Genomic DNA, 25,919 nt, shown 5'->3' with positions numbered 1-25,919 from the left:
GCGGTGCCGCAGGGCACGCCTTACCAGGGCCGCGTGTTCTTCCGCACGGTGCGCCGCTGAGGCTCAGTCGCGCGGCGCCTCGCGTCGCGCGACGAGCGCGCTGAACAGCAGGATCGCCAGCACCACCACGCCGGCGCCGAGCGCGGCGATGCCGCGCGGCCAGGCCTCGCCCAGCCAGGCCGCGCTGATCAGCGTGGCGAACAGGATCTCCGCGGCCTGCATCGCCTCCGCCGCGGCGAGCGCCACCGGATCGCGCCGCACGAGGCCGGTCGCGCGGAAGAACAGCACGGTGGCGACGATGCCCGCGCCCAGCGCGACGCCGCCGGCGAGCGCGACCTGTCGCAACGGCGGCGCGCCGGCCTCGACCTGCGCGTACGCGACCACCGGCAGCCACAGCGGCAGGCTGGCGAGCGACAGCCCGAACACGCGCTGCGTCGCGTCGAGTTCGATACCGGCGCGCTCCAGGTGCAGCAGCAGCCCGCGGTTGCCGAGCGGATAGGCGAAGGCGCTGACCGCCACGCAGCCGAGGGCGATCCACGCCTCGCGATCGAGTCGGCCGCCCGCCTGCGCGGCCTGCATCAGCAGCACGCCGCCGAACGCGAGCAGCCCGCAGACCAGCGCCGCACGCGGAATGCGCCGGCGCGCGTCGCGGTACAGCAGCGGCGCGCAGAGCATCCCGGCGACGACGGTGAGCTGGAACGTGCCGGCGATCAGCCACGCCGGTCCGCTCGCCGCGGCGTAGCTGAGCGCGATGTAGAACAGCACGAAGCCGACGCCGCTCCACAGCAGCCATGCGCCCGGATGCGCGCGCATCGCGCGCCACAGCGGCGCCCAGCGTCCGTGCATCAGCGGCAGCATCAGCGGCACCGTCCACACGTAGCGCAGCGACGCGGTCCACGCCCAGTGCCCGCCGTCGAGCGCGGCGGCGCGGTTGAGCACGTAGGTCGAGGTGAAGAACAACGCCGACAGCAGCGCCAGCGCCACGGCGCCGAGCGCGAGACGGGGCTCGCTTCTCATCCGCGACGCCGGATCGGGATGCCGGCCACCGGCACGTGCACTTCCTCGACGCCGCCGCGGCGGATCGGCGCGCCCGGCTGCGGGCCCCAGGCCTGCGCGTAGACGACCTCCCAGGTCACCGGCAGCGTGCCGTCGTCGCGACGCATCGCGTCGTAGGCCTGTGCGGCGCGGGCGAAGCGCGCGCGGCCGGTGAGCGCGCGCCGGCGGTCGTGCATGGCGTTGGTGGCGCCGAGCGTGCGCAGCTCGCGCATGATCGAGGGCAGGTCGGGCTGCGACAGGCGGAACAGGTCGCGGTCGAGCACGGGATCGCGGAAGCCGGCGGCGATCAGCGCATCGCCGAAGCGCGCGATGTCCACGAACGGGCTGACGTGCGGCGCGTCGTCGGCCTGCGCGAAGGCCTCGCGCAGTTCCATCAGCGTCTGCAGGCCGAACGTCGAGACCAGCAGCAGGCCGTCGGGCCTGAGCACGCGGCGGAACTCGGCGAACACGCCGGGCAGGTCCTCGATCCACTGCAGGCACAGGCTGGACGTCAGCACGTCGACGCTGCCCGCCGCGAGCGGCAGCGCAAGCGCATCGGCGCGCAGCAGTTGCGGGCGCCGCGCGAAGTCGAACAGCCCGCGCTTCTTCGACAGTCGCGCCTGCGCCGCCTGCAGCATGCCCGGCGCGAGGTCGAGGCCGATCACCTGCGCCTTCGGCCAGCGCTGCTGCAACTGCGCGGTGAGGTAGCCGGTGCCGCAACCGACGTCGAGCACGACGCCCGGCGTGCGCCCGCCGAGCGCCTTGTCCTCGTAGTACGGCAACGATTCGGCGAGGCGGTCGGCGACCTCGCGCTGCAGCGACGCGGCCTCGTCGTAGTGCGTGGCCGCGCGCGAGAACGCCCGGCCGACCTGGCGATGGTCGAACAACGCGTCGCTCATGGCGTGGCCCGCGCATGGGCGGCGGCAGCGAAGGCGTCGATCGCCTGCGCGACCTCGTCGGCCGCGCCAAGGAACGGGGCATGGCCGGCGTCGCGGATGACGAGGCTGGCGGCGTCCGGCGCGAGCGCGGCGGCGGCGGGCATCGCGCCGGCGGGCACGAGGCGGTCGCGACGACCCGAGATCCACAGGCTCGGGACGCGCAGCCGCGCGAGTTCGTCGCGCGCATCGAACGTGTCGAGCAGCTCGAGCCCGCGGATCAGCGCGTGCGGCGCGGGCTCGCCGCGCTCGAAGGCATGCGCGCGCAGGCTGCGCAGTTCCTCCTGCGCGGTGGCGGAGCCGAGCGCCTCGAGCGCGAGGAAGCCGTCGAGCGTGCCGCGGAAATCCGTCGACAGCGCCTCGCCGAAATCGCGGAACAGCGACGCGCGCACGCCGTGCGGCCAGCCCTCGTCGGCGACGAAGCGCGGCGAGGAGGCGAGCATCACCAGCCCGCGCACGCGCTCCGGTGCGTCGAGCGCGTTGCGCAGTGCGAACTGCCCGCCCAGCGACCAGCCCAGCCACACCGCGTCGGGCACGGCGTCGACCAGCGCCGGCGACAGCGCATGTGGATCGAGGGGCAGGTCGCTGTCGCGCGCATGGCCGTGGCCAGGCAGGTCGATGAGGTGCAGCGTGTAGCGATCGCGCAGGCGCTCGACCAGCGGCGCGAACAGGCCGCCGTGCATCGCCCAGCCGTGCACGAGCGCGATGGCCGGGCCGCGGCCGATGGATTCGACGTGCATCAGGAACTCCGCAGCCGGCGGATAGCGGCGACGGCGTCGTCGCGACGCGCGGCCGGCACCAGCAGGTGATCGTGGAAATGGCCGGCCAGCACGTTGCAGGCGATGCCGCGCTCGGCCAGCACGCCGGCCACCGCGGCGGTCACGCCGACGGCATCGAGCGCGGTGTGCACGCGCAGGCTCAGCCACGCGGCGACGAAACCGGGCGGCTCGCCCTGCGCACGTGCGAAGGCTTCGGGCACCACGTAGGTGATGCCCTCGGCTTCGTGGATGCGCGCCTCGGCCACGGCGTCGGCCGCGGCATCGGGCCGGCGGCGCGTGAGCAGCACGAACGTGCCGGGGCGCACGTCGACATCGAGCGTGGCGAGGATCGCCGGCAGGTGCGTCTCGCCGCTCATGCCGGGCCCGCGCTCGTGACCGCGTGGGCCGCGTCGCGCGCGCGCGCCAGCGCATCGACGAGCATGTCGACGTCCGATGCGCGGTGCAGCGCGGTGAGCGTGACGCGCAGGCGCGCGCGGCCCTCGGGCACCGTGGGCGGCCGGATGGCGGACACCCAGACGCCGGCGTCCTCGAGCACGCGTGCCATGCGCAGCGCGATGCGGTCGTCGTACGCCATCACCGCCTGGATCGGCGTGCCCGAGGGCAGCAGGTCGAGGCCTGCGTCCAGCGCCGCCTCGCGGAAGCGCGCGACGAGCGACCGCAGCACGGCGCGGCGGTCGTCCGATGCGCGCGCCACGCGCACGGCGGCGAGCGCGGCGGCCGCGAGCGCCGGCGGCAGCGCGGTCGAATAGACGTGGCCGCGCGCGGTCTCGGCAAGATGGCCGACCAGGTCGGCGTCGCCGGCGACGATCGCGCCGTACGTGCCCAGCGCCTTGCCGAGCGTCGCGAGCTGCAGCGGCACGTCGCGCGTCGCCAGTCCCGCATCGGCGACGCTGCCGCGCCCGTCGGGGCCGAGCACGCCGATGCCGTGCGCATCGTCGACGTAGAGCAGCGCATCGTGCGTGCGCGCGAGCGTGGCGAGTTCGCGCAGCGGCGCGACGTCGCCGTCCATGCTGAAGACGCCGTCGGTGGCGATCAGCGCAAGGCCGTCGCCTTCGTGCGTGGCGAGCTGGCGCGCGGCGCCCTCGGCATCGCCGTGTGGATAGCGACGCAGCGTCGCGCCCGAGAGCTTCGCGGCATCGATCAGCGAGGCAGGGTTGAGGCGATCCTGCACGCAGGTGTCGCCGCCGTGCAGCAGCGCCTGCAGCGCCGCGAGGTTGGCGGTGAAGCCGCTGCCGAACAGCAGCGCGGCGGGTGCCTGCAGCCAGTCGGCCATTTCGCGCTCGAGCGCGTCATGCACCGCGAAGTGGCCGCAGACCAGCGCGGACGCGGTGCTGCCGACGCCTTCGACGCAGCCGTCGCGCAACGCGGCGACCACCTGGGGGTGCTGCGACAGCCCGAGATAATCGTTGCTGCAGAAGTTCAGCAGCTCGCGCCCGTCGACCTCGACGCGCATGCCGTCACGGCGCGCGACGATGCGGCGCACGCGGCGGCGGGCCGCGAGGTCACGAGCGGCTTTCGAGTCGGCGATGCGCTGCGGCCAGCGCACCTCTCAGGCCGCGCAGCCGCAGCCGGTGCCGCAGCCCATCGACGACGCGCCGAACGCGGGCGTCGTGTCGACGATGTCGGCGTGCACGGTGTTCGGCGCCTCGACCACGTTCATCGGACGCAGACCGAGACGCGCGAACAGCGCCATGTCGCGTTCGGTGTCGGGATTGCCGGTGGTGAGCAGCTTCTCGCCGTAGAAGATCGAGTTCGCGCCGGCCGCGAAGCACAGCGCCTGCAGTTCGTCGCTCATCGATTCGCGGCCCGCGGACAGCCGCACCATCGAGCGCGGCATCAGGATGCGGGCGACCGCGATCATGCGCACGAACTCGAACGGATCGAGCTCGGCGGTGCCGGCGAGCGGCGTGCCCTCGACCTGCACGAGGCGGTTGATCGGCACCGAGTCCGGATGCGCCGGAAGATTCGCGAGCGCCTGCAGCAGGCCCGCGCGCTGGCCGCGCGTCTCGCCCATGCCGACGATGCCGCCGCAGCAGGTCTTCATGCCGGCGTCGCGCACGTGGCCGAGCGTGTCGAGGCGATCCTGGTACTCGCGCGTGTGGATGATCTCGCCGTAGAACTCCGGCGCGGTGTCGAGGTTGTGGTTGTAGTAGTCGAGGCCGGCCTCGCGCAGGGACTTCGCCTGCGTCTGGCTGAGCATGCCGAGCGTCGCGCAGGTCTCCAGGCCGAGCGCCTTCACCTCGCGGATCATCGCGGCCACCTTCGGGATGTCGCGGTCGGCCGGCGAGCGCCAGGCCGCGCCCATGCAGAAGCGCGAGGCGCCGGCGGCCTTGGCCTGCTTCGCCTTCTCCACCACCGCGTCCGTCGACATCAGCTTGGTCGCGTCGACGCCGGTCTGGTAGCGCTGCGCCTGCGGGCAATAGGCGCAGTCCTCGGGGCAGCCGCCGGTCTTGACCGACAGCAGCGTCGAAACCTGCACCTCGGCCGGGTCGAAGTGCTGGCGGTGCACGCCCGCGGCGCGGTGCAGCAGCTCGGGGAACGGGAGGTCGAACAGGGCGAGGATCTCCTCGCGGGACCAGTCGTGGCGCAGGCCCGCAGGCACGGCGCGCAGTTCGCTGACAGCTTCCATGGGAGTTTTCCGACAGGCGCCGCGGGGCGGGCCCGGCAGTCTGGAAACCATGGATACCGCTGTCAACCTGATCGACCCGCCGCCGGTTGACGGCCTGCGGGCGCGGCTCGCCTTCTGGCTCCGCAACGACGCCACCCGCCTGCTCTGGCCCACGCGCTGCCTCGCCTGCGACGACCCCGGCCTCGACGGGCTGGACCTCTGCGCCGCCTGCGAGGCCACGCTGCCGGTGCATACGCACGCCTGCCCGGCCTGCGCCCTGCCGGTGCCCGAGGCCGGCCGGCCCTGCGGTGGATGCCTGTCCGCCCGGCCGGGCCCGCTCACCGCGGTGCGGGCGCCCTTCCTCTCTGCCGCCCCGCTGGACCGCCTGTTGCCACGGCTCAAGTTCGCCGGCGACCTCGCCGCCGGCCGTCTCGTCGCCCAGCTGATGGCCGAGCGCCTGCGCGACGCCGAGCGGCCGCAGGCGCTGGTCCCGGTGCCCCTGCACCGCGCCCGCCTGCGCCGCCGCGGCTTCGACCAGGCGCTGGAGATCGCCCGCCCGCTCGGCCGCGCGCTCGGCCTGCCGGTGCTCGACGGCGCGCTGGTGCGTACGCGGCTGACTCAGGAACAGTCGCGGCTGTCGGCGGTCGCGCGCCGCCGCAATCTCAAGGACGCCTTCATCGCCCGACCGAAGCTGCCGCTGCCGGCGCACGTGGCGCTGGTCGACGACGTGATGACCACCGGCGCCACCCTGCGCGCGGCGGCGATCGCGCTGCGCCGCGCGGGCGTCGAGCGTGTTGACGCCTGGGTCGCGGCGCGCGTGCCATGACGACCACGCCTACCCTGGACGGAGCCCGCCTCATGATCCGAGCCCGCGCGGCCGCGTTGGCCGCCGCATTGCTGATCGCCGCCCCGCTCGCGCAGGCCGACCAGTTCGAATACCTCGACCTTCCGCAGGCGCAGGCCGCATTGCGCCGGCTGCACGTCGGCGATGTCGTGCACCTCTACTGCGCGCCCTGTGGCGATGCGCGGTCCCAGCGCATGACGATCCGCACGCTCGGTATCGACCGCGTCTGGGACCGCCGCGGCGGCGCACGCGTCTATCGCGATAGCGACGGCGCCGGCTTCTGGATCGTGGAAACCAACGACATCGCGATCGACCTCGCCTACGTCTACGTCCGCGATGGCGGCCGCTGGCGCAACCTGGCGACGCTGCTCGGGCTGGAACCCGTCGAGGTTCCGGCCGAGCTGCCGACAGCCGCGACCGGCTCGCGCTGGCGCTGCGGCGCGCGCTACGACAACCCGTACTGGACGGTCTTCGGCCGGCGACGCGATCCGTGTCCGGTCGACGTCGACGCCTACGAAGCCGCCGGACGCGCGGAACCGGGCTGGCGCTAGGTGGGCGGTGCCGCGGCGTGGCCTTGCGCGCCGCGGCCCGGCGTCATCGCCCGCGCGCCAGCCCCAGCTGCCGGTCGTGCGATCGCGACAGCAGTGCGAGCGAGCCGATCGCGCCGCACAGGCACAGGAACATGTCCCACTGCGTATCCCACACATCGCCCTGCGTGGCGAGGAACGCATCCGCGTCGGCGCCGAGCGCGAGCGCGCTCCACCACTCGATGAGTTCGAAGAATGCGGAGAAGCTCAGCGCCGCGGCGATGCACAGGTAGGTCAGCCAGCCGCCGGGCCGCAGCGGCGTGCGCCGCAGCAGCACCTCGCGCGCGAGGATCGCGGGCACGAAGCCCTGCATGAAATGCCCCACGCGGTCCCAGGGATTGCGCTGCGTGTGCAGCACGTCGCGCAGCCACTCGCCCAGCGGTGCGTTCGCATACGTGTAGGCGCCGCCTTCGATCAGCACCAGCGCGTGCAGCGCGAGCAGCCAGGCCAGCAGGCGCGTTGGCCGCACGCGGCGGTCAAGCGCGAGCCACGGCAGCGCGACGATCACCCAGGCCGTCTCCATCAGCCACGTCATGCGATCGCGCGCGACGAGGAACGAGGCGGCGAGCGCCAGCGCGACGCCCGCGAGCAGGAGAACGGCTTCGGCGCGGGACGGCGTGCGCACCGCGGCAACGGGGGCGGTGGGCGGTGCAGGCATCGACGGCATGGCGCGATCGTCGCATGCAGCGACCCGTCCGGGCCCGGCGCGTGCCTCGCGACGCGGCGGCCTGTGCCATGACCTGCGACCGATGCCCCCGCGTGCCCGCTCGCTACACTGCGCGCATCCGTCATCGACGACAGGGAGTGCGCCGTGAGCCAGTGGTTCTTCGTCCATCCGCAGACCAGCGAGCGCGTCGGGCCGCTCGACCCCGAGGCCGCGTTCGAGTTCGCGCGGCAGAACCCGGGCCACCACTGCTGGCGCGAAGGCCTGTCGGGCTGGCAGCCGGTGCGCGCGATGCCCGAATTCGCCGAAGCCGTCGGCGCGCAGCCGTCGCACGTGCCGCCGGTGCCGCCGCCGATGGGGCGCGGCACGCGCGGCATGAACGACGACATCGACTATCGCATCGTCGGCAACGACATGCCGTTCGTGGAGATCGAGCTCGATCCCGGCGAGAGCGCGATCGCCGAAGCCGGTGCGCTGATGTACAAGGACGCCGTCGTGGGCATGGAAACCGCGTTCGGCGACGGTTCGCGCGGCAGCCAGGGCGGCGGCCTCATGGACAAGCTCATGTCCGCCGGCAAGCGCGTGATCACGGGGGAGAGCCTGTTCACCACGGTCTACACGCACAACGGCCAGGGCAAGGCGCGCGTCGCGTTCGCGGCGCCGTATCCGGGCACGGTGCTGCCGATCCGCCTCGCCGAGCACGGCGGCCAGCTGATCTGCCAGAAGGATTCGTTCCTGGCCGGCGCGCGCGGCGTGCAGGTCGGCATCTTCTTCCAGCGCAAGATCCTCACCGGCCTGTTCGGCGGCGAGGGTTTCATCATGCAGAAGCTCGAAGGCGACGGCGGGGTGTTCGTGCACGCCGGCGGCACGCTGGTCGAGCGCGACCTCGCGCCGGGCGAGCGCCTCGACGTCGACACCGGCTGCGTCATGGCGTTCCATCCCACCGTGTCGATGGACGTGCGTCCGGTCGGCGGCATCAAGTCGATGTTCTTCGGCGGCGAAGGCGTGTTCCTCGCCACGCTGACCGGCCCCGGCAAGGTCTGGCTGCAGTCGCTGCCGTTCTCGCGCATGGCGGGGCGCATGCTCGCCGCCGCGCCGCAGGGCGGTGGCAAGAACGTCGGCGAAGGCTCGATGCTCGGCGGGCTGGGTCGCCTGCTCGACGGCGACAACGGGTTCTGATCGCGCCGCGGCCCGCGACGACGCAGGCGGTCGTCGCCGCGCGTCGCGGCCTCGCGATCAGGCTGCCCGCGCATCGCCGCACGCGCTCGGCCCTCCGTTAAGCGCGCGCTGTCGTGATCGCGGCCATCCTTGCGGCCCGGTGCATCGTCGATGCGCCGGGCCGTCGTTCTTTCAATCCTCGAGTTCCCATGCCTCGTTTCCGCGTCGCGCTGCTCGCCACCCTCGCCACCCTGCTCGCCGGTTGCGGCGGCGAGGTGCGCCCGTCACCCGACGCGGTGAATCCGCGCATGGTCGCGCCCGCGCCCAAGCCCGTGCGCATCGGTCTCGCGCTCGGCGGCGGCGCGGCCAAGGGTTTCGCGCACATCGGCGTGATCAAGATGCTCGAAGCCAACGGCATCAAGGTCGACGTCGTGACCGGCACCAGCGCGGGCAGCGTGGTCGGCGCGCTCTATGCCAGCGGCATGGACGCGTTCGCGCTGCAGAAGCAGGCGGTCGCGCTGGACGAGGACCGCATCAAGGACGTCCGCCTGTTCGGCGGCGGGCTGGTGCAGGGGCAGGCATTGCAGGACTACGTCGGCACGTCGGTGGGCAATCGTCCGATCGAGAAGCTGGCCAAGCCGTTCGCCGCGGTGTCGACGCGGCTGGAGGACGGCGAGCGCACCGTGTTCACCCGCGGCAATACCGGCCAGGCGGTGCGCGCGTCGAGCAGCATCCCCGGCGTGTTCGAGCCGGTGGCGATCGGCAAGTTCCACTACGTCGACGGCGGCATCGTGAGCCCGGTGCCGGTGGATGCGGCGCGCCAGCTCGGCGCGGACTTCGTCATCGCGGTCGACATCTCCAGCAAGGCGCCGGGCACGGCGCCGGGCAGCCTGCTCGGCACGGTGAACCAGTCGATCACGATCATGGGCCAGAAGCTCGGCGCGCAGGAACTGGCGCGGGCCGACGTGGTGATCCGGCCGAAGGTCAACGGCATCGGGCCGGCGGCGTTCGAGCAGAAGGACGCGGCGATCCTCGAAGGCGAACGTGCCGCGGTGGCCGCGCTGCCGCAGATCCGCGCGAAGCTCGTGCAGCTGCGGGCGAGCCGGGCACCGAAGGCGGCGCCCCCGAAGCCGCGCTGCGAGGCGAGCCGCATGGATCGCCTGATGAAGCGCGAGCCCCGCTGCGACTGACCGGCGACGCCGGCGTCGCGGCGGAGGGTGCCGGGCCGCGGCCCGGCGGGACACGCGTCAGCGCGGGGTGCCCGTGCCGGTGGTGTTGGTATTCGTCCGCACCGTGTCGTGGTGCACGACGGTGCGCTGCTTGCGCGGGATCAGGCCGGCCAGGCCGAGCAGGCCGAGCAGGCCCCACGGGAAGTCATGGTCGTCGTCGTCGCGCGTGTCGGCCATGGCCACGCGATCGGCATCGGTGGTGGCCGCGGTGTCGGTCGTCGCGGCGGTATCGCCCGTGCGGCCGGCGTCCTGCGCCATGACGGGCGCGAGGCCGGCGCCGAACAGAAGGGTGGTGGCTGCGGCGGTCAGGAGAGTTTTCTTCATGCGGTGTTCTCGATGGACGCGACCGATCGTCGCGTGTCGAACCTAGGCGGACCCTTGCGAGCGCCGGGTGAGACGGCGCCGTGTCGTGGAACGGCCGGTCACGGCACTGTCGGGAACGTGCACGCGAAGTGCTCGCTGCATCACGTTCGCAGGCGCCGTGCCATCGCGCCCGCGCGTCACAATGGCCCGATGCATGCACTGGTCTACGAAAGCCGCGCCGACGAGCGCCTCACCGACACCGAACTCGAAGTGATCCTGATCGGGTCGCGCGTGCGCAATGCGCGTCGCGGCATCACCGGCGTGCTGCTCAAGCACGGCGATCGCATCGTGCAGTACCTCGAAGGCGAGCGCGCGGCGATCGACCGCACCTTCCAGGCCATCGCCGCATCGCCGTTGCATGGCGACGTCACGGTGGTCGAGCGCGCCGACGACGTGGACCGCGTATTCGATCGCTGGCACATGGGCTTCCACGGTTTCCAGGCGCAGCACAGCCGCTCCGCCGCCACCGGCGAGTGGCTCGATTCGCTCGCGCTGCTGCGCGAGCTGCCGAGCAACCCGGCGCTCGACCGGCTGGTGGCGCGCTGGGACGCGTTCACCGCATCGGCCTGACCGCCCGCCGCTTCAGTTCCGCCGCGGGCGGCCGTTAATCCCGCCAGCCTGCGCCCGGCCTTCCGCCGGCGTCGCGGCCTCCGGGAACGATCCGCATGCAGCCCATCGACATGATGTCCGCCCTGGTCACGGGCGGCACCGGCGGTTTCATCGCCGCCGCGCTCATGCGGGTGGCGATGCAGACCGATCGCAGCCTGCGCCGGCCGCTGCTGCTGTGCTTCTGGGGCTTCCTGGTGCTGGGCATCGGGCTCAGCCAGAACGCCTTCAGCGACCGCGCGCTGCGCTGGCCGATGTTCGCCGGCGCGACGGCCACGCTGGTCTGCACCGTGCTGGTGTCGCGTGGCCTGCTGGCCATCGCGGCCGGCCGCGTGCTGCGCCATCCCGCATGGGTGGACGTCGCGCTGGCGGTCGGCCTGCTCGCGGTCGCATGGCCGCAGGGCCCGTGGCTGTTCGGCGTGGTCTTCCATGCCGCCTGCGCGGCGATCTCGACGGCGGTCGCGGTCGTGCTCGGGCGGTCGCTGGCCACCCGGCGCAGTGCGGCCGAGACGGTGGTCGCGGCGACCTTCGCGCTCTACGCCGCGACCTGGGTCTACGGCCTCTGGACGGCCGCGCGCTACCACGGCCCGGAGCTGCGGCACCTCCTGTACATGCCCGAGCCGATGCTCAGCGTCTACGCGGTCGCCGATGCCCTGCTGCCGCTCGTGGTGGGCGCGCTGGTGCTCAACCTCGCCAATGCGCGGCTGGGCGCGCGGCTGCACCGGCAGGCCAGTACCGACGAGCTGACGCGGCTGCTGTCGCGCCGCGCGATCAACGAACGCGCGCGGCCGTTCCTCGAGCGCGCGGTCGCGCGCGGTCGCGGCGTCGCGCTGCTGCTGGTGGACGCGGACCGCTTCAAGCACGTCAACGACACCCACGGGCACGAGGCCGGCGACGCGGTGCTCGCCGAACTGGCCGGGCGCCTGCAGGCGCTGCTGCCCGGCGCGCTGGTGTCGCGTTACGGCGGCGAGGAGTTCCTGGTGCTGCTGGAGACCGCGTCGCTGGACGCCGCGCGTGCCGCCGCCGAGCGCCTGCGGGCGGGCATCGCCGACGCGCCGGTCCCGGTCGGGACGCGCGACCTGGCGGTGACCGTCAGCACCGGCCTCGCGCTGTGGCCGCCGTCCGCGGAGTTCGGGGCGGTGCTGCGGCGGGCCGACGCCGCGCTGTACGAGGCCAAGCGCACCGGGCGCGACCGCGTGGTCGATTTCGAAGCCGATGCCGCGCCGCTCAGCGCGTGGGAAGCGGCAGCCCCCGGAACGCCTTGACCGTACGCAGCACGAAGCTCGAGTTGACGTCGGCCACGCCGGCTTGGTTGAGCAGGCGGTCGAGCAGGAAGCGCGAGAAATGCTCGAGGTCGCGCACCGCGATCTGCAGCAGGTAGTCCATGTCGCCGGTGAGCGCGTGGCAGGCGATCACCTCATCCCATTGCTCGACGAAGGCGCTGAAGGCGCCCACGGTGGCGGCATCGTGGCGCGCCAGCTGCACGCGCACGAACGCCTGCAGGCCGAGGCCGAGCCGTTCGGCGTCGACCTGCGCGGCGTAGCCGGCGATGACGCCGTCGCGCTCGAGCCGCTGCACCCGGCGCAGGCAGGCCGAGGGCGAGAGGTGCACGCGCTCGGCCAGCTCGGCATTGGTCAGCCGGCCCTCGCGCTGCAGCGCGGCCAGCAGCAGCAGGTCGGTGCGGTCGAGGTCGACGGCGCTCATTCGTTGCGTGTTCCGCAGGGTTGGCGCGCTGATCGTGCGCCCGGACCCGGGTGGCGCGCAACAACGCAAGCATGTTGCGCCGGCGGGCGTCTAGATTGGGAAGCTCACGCGGAGGTCGCCATGAACGCCCAGCCCCAGCGCATCGAACACCAGCTCACCGACAAGGGCTACGTGCCGGTCTACACCACGGCGGTGGTCGAGCAGCCGTGGTCGGCCTACTCGGCCACCGACCACGACGTCTGGGCGCAGCTGTTCGAGCGCCAGCAGTCGATCCTCGTCGGGCGCGCCAGCGAGGCCTTCCTCGCCGCGCAGCGCGCGATGCACATGAGCGCGCACGAGATCCCGAAGTTCGACGACCTCAACCGCACGCTGCGCGCGGCGACCGGCTGGGAGCTGGTCGGCGTGCAGGGCCTGCTGCCCGAGCTCGACTTCTTCGACCACCTCGCCAACCGCCGTTTCCCGGTGACGTGGTGGATCCGCACGCCCGAGCAGATGGATTACCTGTCCGAGCCCGACCTGTTCCACGACCTGTTCGGCCACGTGCCGCTGCTGATGAACCCGGTGTTCGCGGACTACATGCAGGCCTACGGCCGCGGCGGGGTCAAGGCGCACGGCATCGGCTCGGAGGCGCTGGCCAACCTGACGCGCCTGTACTGGTACACGGCGGAATTCGGCCTGATCCGCGACCCGGACGGCCTGCGCATCTACGGCAGCGGCATCCTGTCGTCGAAGGGCGAATCGATCCATTGCCTCGAGTCGGGCGCGCCCAACCGCATCGGCTTCGACCTCGAGCGGATCATGCGCACGCGCTACCGCATCGATACCTACCAGAAGACGTACTTCGTCATCGATTCGTTCGAGCAGCTGTTCGAGGCGACGCAGCCGGACTTCGCGCCGATCTACGCGCGCCTGGCCACGCAGGACTCGATCCCGGCCGGCGACGTGCTGGCCTCCGACCGCGTGTTCAACCGCGGCACCGGGGAAGGCTGGCTGCTGGACGGCGACGTCTGACGCCCGTCGCAGCACGCAGCCGGTAGACACGACGACGGCGGCCACCGGGCCGCCTTCGTCGCATGCGCGCGGCTTACTTGCGCGCGGCGTCGTCCGCCGGCGGCGGCGGGGTGGTCTCCGACGGCGGCACGGCGGGCTCCGCCGCGGCCGCGGGCACCGAGCCGGCGGTCGCGGCGGCGTCCGCCGCCGCCGCGGCGGCCTGCGCATCCGACTGCTGCGCGGCCGGCGGCGTGGACCAGCGATCGGCATTCGCCGGCGCGGTCGGCACGGCATTGGCGGCCGAGTCGTCGGCGTCCTTGTGGCCGCAGGCGGCGAGGGTGAGCGCGGTCAGCGCGGCGAGGGCGAGCGGGGCGAGGCGCATGGCGGGTCTCCGTGGGGCGGTCCACGCCACCATCCATCGAAGCCGCGCCCGGTTCAAGCCGCGGCGACGGGCTCGACGTGCGTGGCGGTCTCGAACGGCAACGGCCGCGCGAACAGGTAGCCCTGCAGCTCGCCGGCGCCGGAGCGGCGCAGCCAGTCGCGCTGGAACGTCGATTCGACGCCTTCGGCGACCACGCCCAGGCGCAGCGTGCGCGCCAGCGCGATCACCGCCTCGCAGATCGAGCGGTCGCTGGCGTCCGATTCGAGGTCGTTGACGAAGGAGCGGTCGATCTTCAGGCGGTGGATCGGCAGCCGCTTGAGGTAGCTCAGCGAGGAATAGCCCACGCCGAAGTCGTCGATCGCGAGGGTGACGCCGAGTTCGGCCAGTGCCGCCATCACCTGCGCGGCGCGCGCGGGGTCGTCGACGATCACGCTCTCGGTCAGCTCGAGCTCCAGCGCGCCGCGCGGCAGGCGGAACTCCTCGATCACCCGGCGCACGTCGTCGAGCAGGCCGTGCGCGAACTGCATCGCCGACACGTTGACCGAGATGCGCACGTGGCCCTGGCCCTGCGCGACGAGGAAGGCGTGGTGGCGCGCGGCCTCGTGCAGCACGCGGCGGCCGAGCTCCACGATCAGGCCGCTCTCCTCGCAGATGGTGATGAACTCCGACGGCGGCAGCAGGCCGCGCTGCGGATGCTCCCAGCGCACCAGCGCTTCCAGCGCGACCAGCCGCAGGTCGGCCGAGAACACCGGCTGGAACAGCAGGCGGAACTCGCGGCGTTCCAATGCCTCGCGCAGCTCCTGCAGCAGCTGCAGCTTGCCGTGGCTCGACGGCGTGCGGCCGGCGCGGTACGCGACCGTGCAGTTGCGGCCCTGCTTCTTGGCCTGGAAGGTCGCGAGCTCCGCGCTCATCAGCAGGCTCTCGGCGCTGGCGGCGTCTTCCGGGACGTGGCTGTAGCCGACGCAGGCGGTGAGCTTGCACGGGCGCACGCCGCCGCCGTCGATCGGTTCGGCGAGCACCGCGTGCACGGTGCCGGCGGCCCGTTCGGCCTGCAGCTCGTCGTCGCCTTCGAGCACGATCACGAATTCGTCGCCGACCGAACGCCCGATCAGCGCGCGCGCGCCCAACGCGCGATGCAGGCGCAGCCCGATCTCGCACAGCATGCGGTCGCCGGCCGCATGGCCGAGCTCGTCGTTGACCAGCTTGAACTCGTCGAGGTCGACGATCAGCACGCTCACGCGGCGGCCGTCGGCCTGCGCGCGCTGCACCGCCTCGGCGACCCGCTCCAGCACGTGGTGGCGGTTGGGCAGGCCGGTCAGCCCGTCATGCGTGGCGCGCCACTGCAGCTGCTGCGCGTGGCGCTGGCGTTCGCTGGTGTCGGTGACCAGCCCGAGCAGGTGGGTGACGCGGCCGTCGGCGTCGCGCATCGGCGTGACGCTGAAGTCGTACCAGAACGCGGCGCCGTCGCGACGCGTGCCCTGCAGCGATGCCTGCGTGTCGGACATCGACGCCAGCGCTTCGCGCACCAGGCCGGCGCCCGCGGTTTCCGGATCCAGCGCGGGCAGGAAATCGAAGGCGCGGCCCTCGACCTCGCGCGGGGCGTAGCCGGTGATCTGTTCGAAGGCCGGGTTGGCGTAGACGATCGGGAACGCCGGGTCGGACGCATCGGCGATGAGGATGCCGCTCGCCGACGCCTCGACCGCGCGCTCGAGCAGGCGCAGCCGTGTCGACAGCAGGCGCTGCGGGCGGCGGTCGATCATGCCGCCCACCATGCGCACCGCGGTGCCGTGGCCGTCGCGCTGCAGGTAGCCGCGGTCGAGCACTTCGGTATAGGTGCCGTCGCCGCGCTGGAAGCAGTATTCCTCGACCCAGTGCGAGGCATCGCCCTCGATGGCGGCGGCGAGGCTGGCATGCACGCGCACGCGCTCGTCCGGATGCACCAGCGACGACCACTGCTCGAGCGTGGTGGGCACGGCCTCGGGCGCGAAGCCGAAGTTCTCGCAGAAGCCGTCGCTGAACCAGAGGCCACCGGTGGGGACGTCCCAGTCGTAGGCGGCGTCGCTCATCGCCTGCGCGATGAGGTGCACGCGCTCGTTGGCGCGCTCGGATTCGCTGACGTCGCGCACCACCACCAGCCGCGCGGGGCGGCCGTCGTGCACGATGTCGACCGCGCGCACCTCCACGTGCATCGGCGTGCCGTCGCGATGGCGGTGCACCCACGTCGTGGCCGCGGCGCGCTCGGCGGGTGGGCGCCGCAGGTGCGCCAGCAGGCGCTCGCGGTCGGCCTCGGGGCGCAGGTCCAGCACGGTGAGGCGGCGCATCGCCTCGCCCGGCCAGCCGTACAGCGCGGCGGCGGCGGGGTTGGCTTCGAGGATGCGCAGCGTCTCCGTGTCGTAGACGAGCATCGGCACCGGGCTGGCGTCGAATGCGTCGAAGTCCCCGGCCACCGTATCCCCTGTCGTGCGCGTCGATCTGCACCATGCCACGCGGGCCGGACGATGTGAATGCGCCGGAAGTCGCGGGTGGGGAGCGGAGGCCGACGGATGGCGGCCGCGGGCCGCGCGCGGCATGGCAGCGTCGCGCTGCCGGCGCTCCGACCGGCTCAGGGAGGGAATCCATGCGAAGCAGTCCGATCCTCGCGTTCGCGCTGGTGCTGTCCATTGCGCCGTTCGCCTCGGCCCAGGTGCGGATCCAGCCGATCCAGCCATCGGCGCGGCCGGCGGTGGCGAACACGGCGGTGATCGACCGCGCCGCGGTCAACGAGCGGCGGCTGGTCAGCCTGGCGAAGAAGAACCGCGCGCTGGAAGGCCGGGTCGCCACGCTCGAGAACGCCCTGCGCGAGATGCGCGCGGCCAGCGAGTTCACCTGCAGCGCGCCGTCGACCTCCCGCAGCGGGCGCGGGACCACCGAGGACTGCGGCGCGTACGCCTGCAACTATCTGGACGGACGTTGCCGCACCGTGGCCGTCGACAGCAGCCAGTGCGCGGCGGGCTTCGTCTGGGACGGCAGCAACCGCTGCGTGCGCGCGCCGACCGAGGCGCCGCCGGACGACGACTGCTTCCTCGGCCTGTTCTGCTGACCCCTCAGGCGTCGTCGAACAGCTCGACCTGCGGCCCGGCCTCGCCGAGATTGGCGAGGCCGACGCCGACCAGCCGGTAATGCGTTGACGCCGGCAGTTCCACGCGCGTGCGCAGCGCGAGCGCGACCTGCGCCAGCGCGGCCGCGTCGCCCGGCACGCGCGCCGGCGTCAGCGAACGCGGGAGGATGCGGAAGTCGGACGTCTTGAGCTTGAGCACCACCGTGCGCGGGCGTCGCGGCGGGCGCTGCTCGAGGGCGTCGCGCTCGCGCTGGCGCGTCCACGCCGCCCATGTCCTTTCCGCCATGCGCTCGATGTGCGGCGCCAGCGCGTCGAGCGGCACGTCGCTCTCCAGCGTGTCCTCGCTGGAGATCTGCGTATGCGGGCGCTCAGGTTCCACCGGGTGCTCGTCGATGCCCCAGGCCAACTCGTGCAGGCGCCGGCCCCAGCGGCCGAAGCGTTCGACTAATGCATCGCGCCCCGCCTCGCGCAGGTCGGTGACGCTGCGCAGGCCGAGCGCGTCCAGCTCGCGTTCGGTCACGCGCCCGACGCCCGGCAGCCGGCCGACCGGCAACGGCGCGAGGAAGGCCTCGACCTTCGACGGCGGCACCACGAACAGGCCGTCGGGCTTGCGGAAGTCGGAGGCGATCTTGGCCACGAACTTGTTCGGCGCGACGCCCGCGGATGCCGTGAGCTGCGTGGTCTCGCGGATCTCGGCGCGGATCGACCTCGCGATGTCCGTCGCGGTCGGCAGGTCGCTGAGCGGCGCGGTGACGTCGAGATAGGCCTCGTCGAGCGACAGCGGTTCGACCAGCGGCGTGTGGCGCTCGAAGATCGCGCGGATCTGCCGCGAGACCTGCTTGTAGCGCACGAAGTCGGGCGGCACGAACACCGCGTCCGGGCACAGGCGCTCGGCACGGATCGCCGGCATCGCCGAGCGGATGCCGAACACGCGCGCCTCGTAGCTCGCCGCGCACACGACCGAGCGCGCGCCCTTCCACGCGACCACCCCCGGCCGGCCGCGCAGCGACGGGTCGTCGCGCTGCTCGACGCTCGCGTAGAAGGCGTCCATGTCGACGTGGATCACCTTGCGCGTCATCGCGCGGCCCCCGTGGGCACGGCGGTAGCGGCAGGGCGGGGAAGCGGGCGGACGCGCACGCGCCGATTGTCGCGCGCGGCCGTCGCGACGCCCGGCGCGCCGGTTCCACCCGCCGATCACATCGGCGGCGTCAGGCTGCGCGCCCCCCGACCCGCCGATGCCCGCATGCCCTTCGTCACCGCCGACCAGCTCCGCCAGCAGCACGCCTATCTCGAGGACGGCATCGCCCATGCTGCGCGCCGCGCCGGCCGCGGCCCGGACCTCGTGCTGCAGCGCCGGCTGATGGGGCAGGCGCGCACGCTGCAGGCGATGCTGGCCGATCGCGACGCCGCGCAGGCCGTGGCCGACTGCGCCGAGGCCGCCTGCCGCGTGATGGACGCGGCCGAGCCCGAGGCGCCGTTGCGGATGCTGGCGATGGCGCGCGACGCCATGGCCCGCTGCGTGCGCCGGCAGGCGGCGTCGCTGCCGCGCGAGCGCCGCCGCATCGCCGATCGGCCGTCGGCGCAGGCGGTGTGATCGGCGACAATGCGCGTCCCGTCACGGATGCCCGACCGCCGATGAGCCCGAACGCCTCGCCCGTCTCCCTCACCCGCTACCTGATCGAGGACCAGCGCGAGGGGCGCATCGGGCCCGACCTGCGCCTGCTCATCGAAGTGGTCGCGCGCGCCTGCAAGTCGATCTCGATCGCCGTCGGCAAGGGCGCGCTGGGCGGCGTGCTGGGCGATGCCGGCGAAGGCACCGCCAGCATCAACGTGCAGGGCGAGGCGCAGAAGAAGCTCGACGTGCTCAGCAACGAGATCCTGCTCGAGGCGAACGCCTGGGGCGGCCATCTCGCCGCGCTCGCATCGGAGGAGATGGACCACTGCGTCGTCGTGCCCGATGAATACCCGCGCGGCAAGTACCTGCTGCTGTTCGATCCGCTGGACGGCTCGAGCAACATCGACGTCAACATCTCGGTCGGCACGATCTTCTCGGTGCTGCGCTGCCCGGACGACGTCGCGCAGGTCGGCGACGAGCACTTCCTGCAGCCGGGCACGGCGCAGGTCGCGGCCGGCTACTGCACGTACGGCCCGAGCACGATGCTGGTGCTGACCATCGGCAACGGCACGCACGCGTTCACGCTGGATCGCGAGATCGGCTCGTTCGTGATGACCACGCGCGGCATGACGATTCCCGAGGAGACGAAGGAATTCGCGGTCAACATGTCGAACCAGCGCTTCTGGGAGCCGCCGATGCAGCAGTACGTCGGCGACCTGCTGGCCGGCAAGGAAGGTCCGCGCGGCAAGGACTTCAACATGCGCTGGGTCGCCTCGATGGTGGCCGACGTGCATCGCATCCTGACCCGCGGCGGCATCTTCAGCTATCCGCTGGACGCCAAGTGCGCGGGCAAGGGCGGGAAGCTGCGCCTGATGTACGAGGCCAACCCGATGGCGTTCCTGGTCGAACAGGCCGGCGGCGCGGCGAGCACCGGCCGCCAGCGCATGCTCGACGTCACCCCCACCGGCCTGCACCAGCGGGTGCCGGTGTTCCTCGGCAGCCGGCGCGAAGTCGAGGCCGCCGTCGGCTACCACCAGGCCCACGACGCGGTCCGTGCGACGAGCGGTAACGTGAAGGCGGTCACAGAAGCTTGACCTGACCTCCCCAAGGACTACCTTTGAGGATCGGTGCGCGGGGCACCGGTACGAGGAGGGTGGGGATGGCCGACGGAGGCGCGGGACGCGACCTGGTCTACGTATCGCGGGCACGGACGATGCCGCTGTCGGCGAGGTTGCAGGAACTCGGATGGAAGGTGCAGGCCGCGGCCGATGCGCGCGGCGTGCTGCGAATCGTCCAGCGACGGGCGACCCATCCCTTCGCCGCGCTGCTCGACCTGCGCGGCGGCTTCACCGAGGCGGACCTCGCCGAATTCGGTCCGGCACTGGCCGCGAGCAACGTCGGCTGGGTCGCCGGCGTCAGCGCCGAGCAGCTGGACGCACCGGCGGTGCGTCGCCTGATCCGCGACTACTGCTACGACTACGTCACCCTGCCCTGCCCGGAAGCCGTGCTCGACACGGTGATCGGGCATGCGCACGGCATGGCGCGCCTGGCCTGCGACTCCGCGGCGGTGCTGGCACCGGCGGGCCTGGACGGCATCATCGGCGAGAGCCCGGCGATGAAGGCGCTCGCGCGCACGCTGTGCAAGGCGGCGATGACCGAGGCGCCGGTGTTCATCGCCGGCGAGACCGGCACGGGCAAGGAACTGGCGGCGCAGGCGCTGCATACGCATTCCCGGCGTCGCGCGATGCCCTTCGTGGCGATCAACTGCGGCGCGATCCCGCCATCGCTGATCCAGTCCGAGCTGTTCGGCTACGAGCGCGGCGCGTTCACCGGCGCGCAGCAGCGCAAGCTCGGTCGCATCGAGATCGCGCACGGCGGCACGCTGGTCCTCGACGAGATCGGCGACCTGCCGATGGAAAGCCAGGCCTCGCTGCTGCGCTTCCTGCAGGAGGGCAACTTCCAGCGCCTGGGCGGCCACGACACCGTGCGCGTCGACGTTCGCATCGTCTCGGCGACGCACCACGACCTCGAGGCGGCCATCGAACAGGGGCGCTTCCGCGCCGACCTCTACCACCGCCTCTGCGTGCTGCGCCTGCAGCAGCCGCCGCTGCGCGAACGCGGGCGCGACATCGACCTGCTCGCCGCGCACGCGCTGTCGCGTTACGCCGGCGAAGGCCAGCGCGTGATCAAGGGCTTCGCGCCCTGCGCGCGCGCGGCGGTGCATGCCTATGCATGGCCCGGCAACGTGCGCGAGCTGATCAACCGGGTGCGCCAGGCCGTCGTCATGTGCGAGAGCCGGCTGATCACCGCGGACGACCTCGGCATCGGTGCGGCGATCGCGGCACCGCCGCCGACGCTCGAGGACGTGCGCATGGAGGCCACGCGGCGCGCGATCGACGAGGCCCTGCAACGCAACCAGGGCCGGCTCGTGGATGCGGCGCGCGAGCTGGACATCTCGCGCGTCACGCTCTATCGCCTGATGCAACGCCTCGGCGCGGCCGAGGGCGATCCGGGTGCCGGCTCGGCGATGAGCCTGCTGCCGTCGCGGCTGGAACGTCGCAGCAGCGAACGGCGCGGCACCGACGCCGCGCCGTCGCCGGTCAGAACGAGCGCGAACCGCGCAGCGCGATCACATAGTTTGGCGAGTCCGGCGTAAGCCCCGCCGCGAGCTGCCCGCTGAAGGTCCAGCCCGAGGGCAGCACGTAGCTGGCGCCCACGTTGAGCGCGGTGCTGTTGCTGGAACTGCCGGGCACGCGCGAGTCGTCGCTTTCGCCCGGCGCGCGCGTATGCGTGGCCGACTGCATCGCGGTCGACACGCTCAGGCTCACCGCGGCGCGATCGTTGAGCGCGATCGCCACGCCGCCGCTGAGCTGGAACACCTGCCCCAGCGAGACGCGCGCCGGCGCGATCGCATTGAGCACCGGCGAGATGTCGTCGAAGTCCTGCGGGCGGTTCCAGGTGTAGCCGAAGTTGCCGAACAGGATCACCGGGTCGTAGGTGCGCAGCACCGACACGTTGCCGGTGACGCTCCACACGCCGCTGCCGGTGGGCAGGTCGGCGGGTACGTTGAGGTTGGTGTTGTCGCCGTCGGCCTGGATCAGCTTCAGGCCGAACGGATCGCGCCCGGTCGGCGCCTTGACGCGCACGCTGGCGACGACGTCCGGCCAGCGCGCGTTCTCCTTGACCAGCTGGTAGTACGCCGCGAGCGTCACGTCGCCGATGCCCTGAGAACGCACGGTGACCTCGCTGAGCGACGAGGACGCACCGCCCGCGCCACCGCTCACGAAGCGCGTGTCGCGGAACACGTACGGCAGCGACGCCTCGATGCTGAAGCGGTCGGTGAGGCCGTAGCGCCCGGTCACGTCGAACGTTTCCAGCGTCGCCTTCGACTGGTCGAGGTTGATCGTGCCGAGGAAGATCGCGTCGAGCGCGAGGAAACCGCTCAGCGTGAGCTGGCGCCGGTCGTAGTAGCTCAGGGCGAAACCGGTGTCGAGGGTGAACTTGCGCTCGAACAGCGGCGCGTGCTCGCGCACCACCAGCGCCTTGTCCTGCTCGCGGCGCTGCTCGTCCTCCTCGCGGCGCGCCTGGCCGACCTGCAGCGGCGCGTCGGGCGGCGACGTCGACGCGGTCGCCTGCGGATCGGCCGGCGCGCCCGCGGGCGGCGATGCGGCCTGCGTCGACGCGGTGCCGGCCGCCTGCGGCTCGCCGGTCAGGCCGCGGCCGCGTGCCTGCGCCAGCTCGAGGTCCTCGACCTGGCGATGCAGGCGATCGATCTCCGCCTGCTGCGCCGCGAGCTTGTCGTTGAGGGCCTTCAACTGCTCCACGACGTCGACCGGCGGATCCGCCGCCCGTGCGTCCATCGTGTTCATCGCCAGTGCGGCGGCGAGAAGCCAGGGCGCGGAGCGCGCGGCGGTCACGGCGTGGTTCGACATCGGCAGCATCCTTGGGCGGCGTCGGAGCCGTCAGTGTGGCAGTCCGGCGATCGCGATCAAGGCCTGCTGGATGCCGGCCTGCTGCAGCGAGAGCGTCGGCATCGCGGTGGTCATCATCTGCAGCTGCATCGTGTTGCTGGCCGCAAAGCCGTCGCCGGCGATGCGCCCGAACTGCAGGATCGAGCCGGAGGTCGCGGCGCCCGGCGTGACGTTCTGGCCGATGCTCGCGCCCGTCGCGCCGACGCCGAGCTGCATGCCGGTGCCGTCGAAGTGGACCGTGGCGGTCATCGTGCCGTCCTGCGACTGCGAATGCGTCAGCCCGTTGAAGCCCTGCGGCGCGGCGAGGTCGCCGACCACGCGGATCAGCGCGGCATTGCCCATGCGGTTGCCGTCGCCCGCGATCTGCGCGACCTGGCCGATGCCCTGCACGTTGATCGCATCGCCGCCGAGCGCGAGCGCGGTGCCCGTCGCCTCGCTGCCGCTGCCGGCCAGGGCCTGCGTGCGGCTATCGACCTGCACGATGAAGCCCGAGCCGCTGCGCCGGATGTAGAGCGCGCCGATCGCGGCGGCGTTGCCGCCGCCCGCCGTGGCCACCTGGGTCACGAGGTCGATGCGCACGCCGACCAGCATGTCGGCGCCGAAGTACTTGCCCTGCGCCTGCGCGAGCACCGCGTCGTCGACGGGCTCGGCGTTCACCGGTGCCAGCCACAGCGCATCGGCGGAAGAAGGCGGCAGGGCGGACGCGGGGAACGCCGCCACTGCCGTGAGGGCCATGAAGAGCACGAGGGGGAGGGAGTGACGGTTCATGGTGGCCTCAAACGGTGGCGACGCGGTCCATCGCATCGCCTAGAAGAGATCCGCGCGGACGAGACCGAGCTCGACCACCGGCACCGGCATCGTCGCGCGGCCCAGCGTGTCCACGCGACGGCGCAGCGCGAGCGATTCGCGGCTGTCGACCAGCGCGGACGCGAGCAGCGGGCGGTCGGCGATCACGGCGAGCACGATGCCGTTCCAGCCGCGGGTGAAGTCGTTCTCGTTCATGACGCGATGCCCGAGTGCGGGGTCGGCGACGAACACGCGGCCGGCCTCGGCGCCCTTGACGATCACGAAGTGCTTGTAGCCCTTGAGGTCGAGCAGCGCGATCACCGGAAGGCGGAGCCGGTACAGCGCGGCGGCGTCGACGCGGAAGCCTTCGGCCCTGAGGCCGCGGCCCTCGACGTAGCGCTTCATGTCGAGCATCGAGAAGCCCTGCTGCACGACGGTCTTCGGATCGGTGCCGACCATCATGCGGCGGATCATTTCCTGTTCGCTGACGTTCTCGCCATAGCCCGCGTTGAGCAGCGTGGCGAGCGCGGCGGAGCCGCAACTGAAGTCGTAGCGCTGGCGCACCATGTCGCGGTAGCGCAGGTCGCGCAGCGTGGAAATCTGCTTGCGCGCGGGGACCGTGCCAAGCCGGCCGACGTCCAGCACCGACTGCGCATGCGCGGCGGTGCAGAGGGCGGCGGTGAGCAGGAAGGCGGTCAGGCGGCGCATGGCGGTCCTTTCTGGAATGCCGGTGGCACGGGCCACCGGCATCGCATGGTCACGAGGCGCGTCCCGTGGCGCGGGCCACGGGACGCCGGTCCATCAGTTGCCGCCGCCACCGGCCGCGGCGATCGCCAGGCCGTTGTGCTGCAGGTTGCCCACGCCCGCGGCAACGTTCACGCCGATGTTGCCGCTCGCGGCCTGCAGCGCGTTGTCGCCGAAGCGCGCGACGACGTCGAGGTCGCCGCAGGCGCTCTCCAGCTCGTTGTAGAAGGAGAGCTGTTCGCTGTCGGAGGAGGACTTGGCGATCGACGCATCGGCGACGGACGCCGCCATGCCGTTCGACTGCGCGTTGCCCACGCCCGCGGCGACGTTCACGCCGACGTTGCCCTGCACGTCGCGCAGCGCGTTGCCGTCGAGCACGGCGCGGTAGTTCGTGCCGTAGGTGTACGTCGCGGCCGAGTTGCCGAGGCTGGACTGGGTCGAGAACACCATCGCGTGGCTCAGCGCACCCGCAGCGTTCTTGCCGCCGTGGTCGTCGCCCTTCTTGTCGTCGTCGCCGCCGCCGCCGTTGCCCGACGACGCGAGCGTCGTGATCGCGGCATCGTTCGACTGCGCGTTGCCCACGCCCGCACCGACGTTGACGCCGATGTTGCCGCGCGAGTTGCGCAGGGCGTTGTCCGTCATGCGCGCGGTGTGGTCACCGTCGCCGACCGACACGTTCTCGATCGTCGCCTGGTCCTGGTCGACGTTCGCCGCGGCTTCCGAGTTGATGCTGATCTTGCCGTCGACGTCGACGTCGCCGGCGACGTGGATGCGGTTGGTGATCAGCGTCTTGGTGTTGGTTTCGCTGTCGTCCTGCGCGAAGGCGGCGCCCGAAGCGGCGGCGAGGGCGAGGGCGAGGACGGTCATCTGGACTTTCATGGGGCTTCTCTCCTTGGGTGGGGGTGGAACTGCACTGCTGGCTTGCTAAGGGGTGCCCCCGGGTAGCTGGAGCACGATGGCGTTCGCCGACGCATTGCCGACGCCCGCGGTCTGGTTGATCTGGAGCACGCCCTGCGGACGCGCGAACGCCGAGCCGTCGATGCGCGCCTCGCGCGTCGGCGGCAGGACCGGCACCGCGTCGGGCTCGAGTGGCACGCCCGACGCCACCGCTGCGAGGGCGGTCACGTCGACGTTCTGGATGAGGTGGGCGCCGCCCTCGTCGCCGCCGATCGCCAGCACGTTGAGCTGCGCGTTCGCGGCGCCGGCCGCCTGGTTCACCGCGAGCACGCCGCGTCCGCCACCGAGCGCGGCATCGGTGATGCGGGCGACGGCGCCACGGGCGGCATCGCCGGCGGCCACCGCGGTGGCCTGCGCACCCGCCACGTGCGCGGCGTTGAAGCCGCCCTGCGCGATCGCGGCGAGGTTGGCCTGGGCGTTGCCGCGGCCGGCGACGAGGTTGATCGACGCGACACCCGACATCCCGCGCCCGGCGACGCCGTCGATGCGCGTCGCGAAGGTCGGCGGCGGCGGCGGGGTCGGCGGCTCGTCGGCCCACGCGGTGGTGGCGACAAGCGGCAGCACGAGGGCGAACGCGCGGCTCACGGGTGGCCTCCGAGGCCGCCGAGCGCCTGCGCGAGCGTGGACGTGACGACGTCGCCGATGCCGGACGTCGCGTGGCCGATCGCGCCGCCCGGGCCGGACAGGCCGGTGGGCGCGGTGCCCTGCGCGGTGGGGCCCAGGGCCAGGCCCGCCGGCATGAACTTCGCGCTGCGGGGGTCGCCGGTGTTCACGAGGCCACCTGCGCCGAGGGCACCGAGCACCTTGTCGTCGACGTGCTGGGCGACGAGGCCGTCCATGGCACTGCCGAAGGCGACGCCCGGGA

The 25,919-nt window shown here is 72.7% G+C and carries 29 protein-coding genes; 11 read left to right on the top strand and 18 right to left on the bottom strand.

Going from position 1 to position 25,919, the window contains the following annotated elements:
- Positions 1-63: 63 nt before the first annotated feature.
- The 6 genes from E4F61_RS07925 to bioB are packed head-to-tail and all read right to left on the bottom strand — an operon-like array spanning position 64 to position 5,378.
- Positions 64-1,017, bottom strand: coding sequence for a multidrug resistance efflux transporter family protein (locus tag E4F61_RS07925; RefSeq protein WP_133479132.1), 954 nt, complete (start codon positions 1,015-1,017; stop codon positions 64-66).
- Entirely contained in the window at positions 1,014-1,934 is a 921-nt protein-coding gene (gene bioC / locus E4F61_RS07920; RefSeq protein WP_133479131.1) for a malonyl-ACP O-methyltransferase BioC, read from the bottom strand. The genes E4F61_RS07925 and bioC overlap by 4 nt, the downstream gene beginning before the upstream one ends.
- A complete protein-coding gene (bioH, locus tag E4F61_RS07915; RefSeq protein ID WP_133479130.1) occupies positions 1,931-2,710 on the bottom strand; it encodes a pimeloyl-ACP methyl ester esterase BioH in 780 nt (259 codons plus the stop codon). The genes bioC and bioH overlap by 4 nt, the downstream gene beginning before the upstream one ends.
- Positions 2,710-3,105, bottom strand: coding sequence for an ACT domain-containing protein (locus E4F61_RS07910; protein WP_133479129.1), 396 nt, complete (start codon positions 3,103-3,105; stop codon positions 2,710-2,712). Before E4F61_RS07910 ends, bioH begins: the two co-directional genes overlap by 1 nt.
- Complete coding sequence (gene bioF, locus E4F61_RS07905) at positions 3,102-4,295, bottom strand: 8-amino-7-oxononanoate synthase (protein WP_238382848.1); 1,194 nt, start codon at positions 4,293-4,295, stop codon at positions 3,102-3,104. The genes E4F61_RS07910 and bioF overlap by 4 nt, the downstream gene beginning before the upstream one ends.
- 3 nt (positions 4,296-4,298) lie before the next feature.
- Positions 4,299-5,378, bottom strand: a complete 1,080-nt coding sequence (bioB, locus tag E4F61_RS07900) for a biotin synthase BioB (RefSeq protein WP_425480122.1) — start codon at positions 5,376-5,378, stop codon at positions 4,299-4,301.
- 49 nt (positions 5,379-5,427) lie between these two features.
- Between bioB and E4F61_RS07895 the strand changes: the two genes are divergently transcribed.
- Together E4F61_RS07895 and E4F61_RS07890 are read left to right on the top strand one after the other, a co-directional pair.
- The gene (locus tag E4F61_RS07895; protein ID WP_133479128.1) at positions 5,428-6,183 is read left to right on the top strand and encodes a ComF family protein; all 756 of its coding nucleotides are present in this window, start codon (positions 5,428-5,430) and stop codon (positions 6,181-6,183) included.
- 32 nt (positions 6,184-6,215) lie between these two features.
- Positions 6,216-6,752: a hypothetical protein gene (locus E4F61_RS07890; RefSeq protein WP_133479127.1), complete on the top strand. Its 537-nt coding sequence runs from the start codon at positions 6,216-6,218 to the stop codon at positions 6,750-6,752.
- 43 nt (positions 6,753-6,795) lie between these two features.
- Here E4F61_RS07890 and E4F61_RS07885 read toward each other — a convergent pair whose 3' ends face one another.
- Positions 6,796-7,455, bottom strand: coding sequence for a DUF2238 domain-containing protein (locus E4F61_RS07885; protein WP_202908970.1), 660 nt, complete (start codon positions 7,453-7,455; stop codon positions 6,796-6,798).
- Positions 7,456-7,599: 144 nt separating this feature from the next.
- Here E4F61_RS07885 and E4F61_RS07880 point away from each other — a divergent pair, with 144 nt between their 5' ends.
- Positions 7,600-8,631: a TIGR00266 family protein gene (locus tag E4F61_RS07880; RefSeq protein ID WP_133479126.1), complete on the top strand. Its 1,032-nt coding sequence runs from the start codon at positions 7,600-7,602 to the stop codon at positions 8,629-8,631.
- A 188-nt stretch (positions 8,632-8,819) separates the two neighbouring features.
- Positions 8,820-9,800: a patatin-like phospholipase family protein gene (locus E4F61_RS07875; RefSeq protein WP_133479125.1), complete on the top strand. Its 981-nt coding sequence runs from the start codon at positions 8,820-8,822 to the stop codon at positions 9,798-9,800.
- A gap of 57 nt (positions 9,801-9,857) precedes the next feature.
- Here E4F61_RS07875 and E4F61_RS14690 read toward each other — a convergent pair whose 3' ends face one another.
- On the bottom strand, positions 9,858-10,163 hold the full coding sequence (locus tag E4F61_RS14690; protein ID WP_162301450.1) for a WGxxGxxG family protein: 306 nt from the start codon (positions 10,161-10,163) through the stop codon (positions 9,858-9,860).
- 189 nt (positions 10,164-10,352) lie between these two features.
- Here E4F61_RS14690 and E4F61_RS14685 point away from each other — a divergent pair, with 189 nt between their 5' ends.
- Together E4F61_RS14685 and E4F61_RS07865 are read left to right on the top strand one after the other, a co-directional pair.
- Positions 10,353-10,772 (top strand): BLUF domain-containing protein, encoded by a 420-nt coding sequence (locus tag E4F61_RS14685; RefSeq protein WP_162301449.1) that lies wholly within the window; start codon positions 10,353-10,355, stop codon positions 10,770-10,772.
- A gap of 95 nt (positions 10,773-10,867) precedes the next feature.
- On the top strand, positions 10,868-12,073 hold the full coding sequence (locus E4F61_RS07865; protein ID WP_133479123.1) for a GGDEF domain-containing protein: 1,206 nt from the start codon (positions 10,868-10,870) through the stop codon (positions 12,071-12,073).
- Here E4F61_RS07865 and E4F61_RS07860 read toward each other — a convergent pair.
- Positions 12,036-12,512, bottom strand: coding sequence for an Lrp/AsnC family transcriptional regulator (locus E4F61_RS07860; protein WP_133479122.1), 477 nt, complete (start codon positions 12,510-12,512; stop codon positions 12,036-12,038). The genes E4F61_RS07865 and E4F61_RS07860 overlap by 38 nt on opposite strands.
- 120 nt (positions 12,513-12,632) lie before the next feature.
- On the opposite strand from E4F61_RS07860, the gene phhA reads away from it, so the two are divergent.
- A complete protein-coding gene (gene phhA, locus E4F61_RS07855) occupies positions 12,633-13,523 on the top strand; it encodes a phenylalanine 4-monooxygenase (RefSeq protein ID WP_133479121.1) in 891 nt (296 codons plus the stop codon).
- Between the two features lie 73 nt (positions 13,524-13,596).
- On the opposite strand, the gene E4F61_RS07850 is transcribed toward phhA, so the two are convergent.
- A complete protein-coding gene (locus E4F61_RS07850) occupies positions 13,597-13,884 on the bottom strand; it encodes a hypothetical protein (RefSeq protein ID WP_162301448.1) in 288 nt (95 codons plus the stop codon).
- A 53-nt stretch (positions 13,885-13,937) separates the two neighbouring features.
- Positions 13,938-16,331 carry a sensor domain-containing protein gene (locus tag E4F61_RS07845; protein WP_162301447.1) on the bottom strand — a complete coding sequence of 798 codons (2,394 nt, stop codon included), beginning with the start codon at positions 16,329-16,331 and terminating at the stop codon, positions 13,938-13,940.
- 170 nt (positions 16,332-16,501) lie between these two features.
- On the opposite strand from E4F61_RS07845, the gene E4F61_RS07840 reads away from it, so the two are divergent.
- Positions 16,502-16,963: a hypothetical protein gene (locus E4F61_RS07840; RefSeq protein WP_162301446.1), complete on the top strand. Its 462-nt coding sequence runs from the start codon at positions 16,502-16,504 to the stop codon at positions 16,961-16,963.
- A gap of 4 nt (positions 16,964-16,967) precedes the next feature.
- Here the strand turns inward: E4F61_RS07840 and dinB are convergent, their stop codons facing one another.
- Positions 16,968-18,059 carry a DNA polymerase IV gene (gene dinB, locus E4F61_RS07835; protein WP_133479118.1) on the bottom strand — a complete coding sequence of 364 codons (1,092 nt, stop codon included), beginning with the start codon at positions 18,057-18,059 and terminating at the stop codon, positions 16,968-16,970.
- A gap of 165 nt (positions 18,060-18,224) precedes the next feature.
- Between dinB and E4F61_RS07830 the strand changes: the two genes are divergently transcribed.
- The 3 genes from E4F61_RS07830 to E4F61_RS07820 all read left to right on the top strand — a co-directional run bounded on the left by E4F61_RS07830 (position 18,225) and on the right by E4F61_RS07820 (position 21,252).
- Entirely contained in the window at positions 18,225-18,575 is a 351-nt protein-coding gene (locus E4F61_RS07830; RefSeq protein WP_133479117.1) for a hypothetical protein, read from the top strand.
- 41 nt (positions 18,576-18,616) lie between these two features.
- Entirely contained in the window at positions 18,617-19,690 is a 1,074-nt protein-coding gene (locus E4F61_RS07825) for a class 1 fructose-bisphosphatase (protein WP_133479116.1), read from the top strand.
- A gap of 65 nt (positions 19,691-19,755) precedes the next feature.
- Positions 19,756-21,252 (top strand): sigma-54 dependent transcriptional regulator, encoded by a 1,497-nt coding sequence (locus E4F61_RS07820; protein WP_133479115.1) that lies wholly within the window; start codon positions 19,756-19,758, stop codon positions 21,250-21,252.
- Here E4F61_RS07820 and E4F61_RS07815 read toward each other — a convergent pair.
- The 6 genes from E4F61_RS07815 to E4F61_RS07790 all read right to left on the bottom strand — a co-directional run.
- Positions 21,197-22,528: a transporter gene (locus E4F61_RS07815; RefSeq protein WP_133479114.1), complete on the bottom strand. Its 1,332-nt coding sequence runs from the start codon at positions 22,526-22,528 to the stop codon at positions 21,197-21,199. The genes E4F61_RS07820 and E4F61_RS07815 overlap by 56 nt on opposite strands.
- Positions 22,529-22,558: 30 nt before the next feature.
- On the bottom strand, positions 22,559-23,335 hold the full coding sequence (locus tag E4F61_RS07810) for a hypothetical protein (protein WP_133479113.1): 777 nt from the start codon (positions 23,333-23,335) through the stop codon (positions 22,559-22,561).
- Positions 23,336-23,374: 39 nt separating this feature from the next.
- Positions 23,375-24,061, bottom strand: coding sequence for a C39 family peptidase (locus tag E4F61_RS07805; protein ID WP_133479112.1), 687 nt, complete (start codon positions 24,059-24,061; stop codon positions 23,375-23,377).
- A 93-nt stretch (positions 24,062-24,154) separates the two neighbouring features.
- The gene (locus tag E4F61_RS07800) at positions 24,155-24,976 is read right to left on the bottom strand and encodes a hypothetical protein (RefSeq protein ID WP_133479111.1); all 822 of its coding nucleotides are present in this window, start codon (positions 24,974-24,976) and stop codon (positions 24,155-24,157) included.
- A 45-nt stretch (positions 24,977-25,021) separates the two neighbouring features.
- Positions 25,022-25,639, bottom strand: coding sequence for a hypothetical protein (locus E4F61_RS07795; protein ID WP_133479110.1), 618 nt, complete (start codon positions 25,637-25,639; stop codon positions 25,022-25,024).
- Positions 25,636-25,919 (bottom strand): hypothetical protein (locus E4F61_RS07790; protein WP_238382847.1); only part of this gene is annotated, 284 nt, incomplete at its 5' end. The genes E4F61_RS07790 and E4F61_RS07795, both read right to left, overlap by 4 nt.

The organism is Cognatilysobacter segetis (genome assembly GCF_004359965.1).
Lineage (GTDB): Bacteria > Pseudomonadota > Gammaproteobacteria > Xanthomonadales > Xanthomonadaceae > Cognatilysobacter > Cognatilysobacter segetis.
The sequence above is the reverse complement of the archived record's forward strand: the minus strand, read 5'-3'. Positions and strand labels throughout refer to the sequence as shown.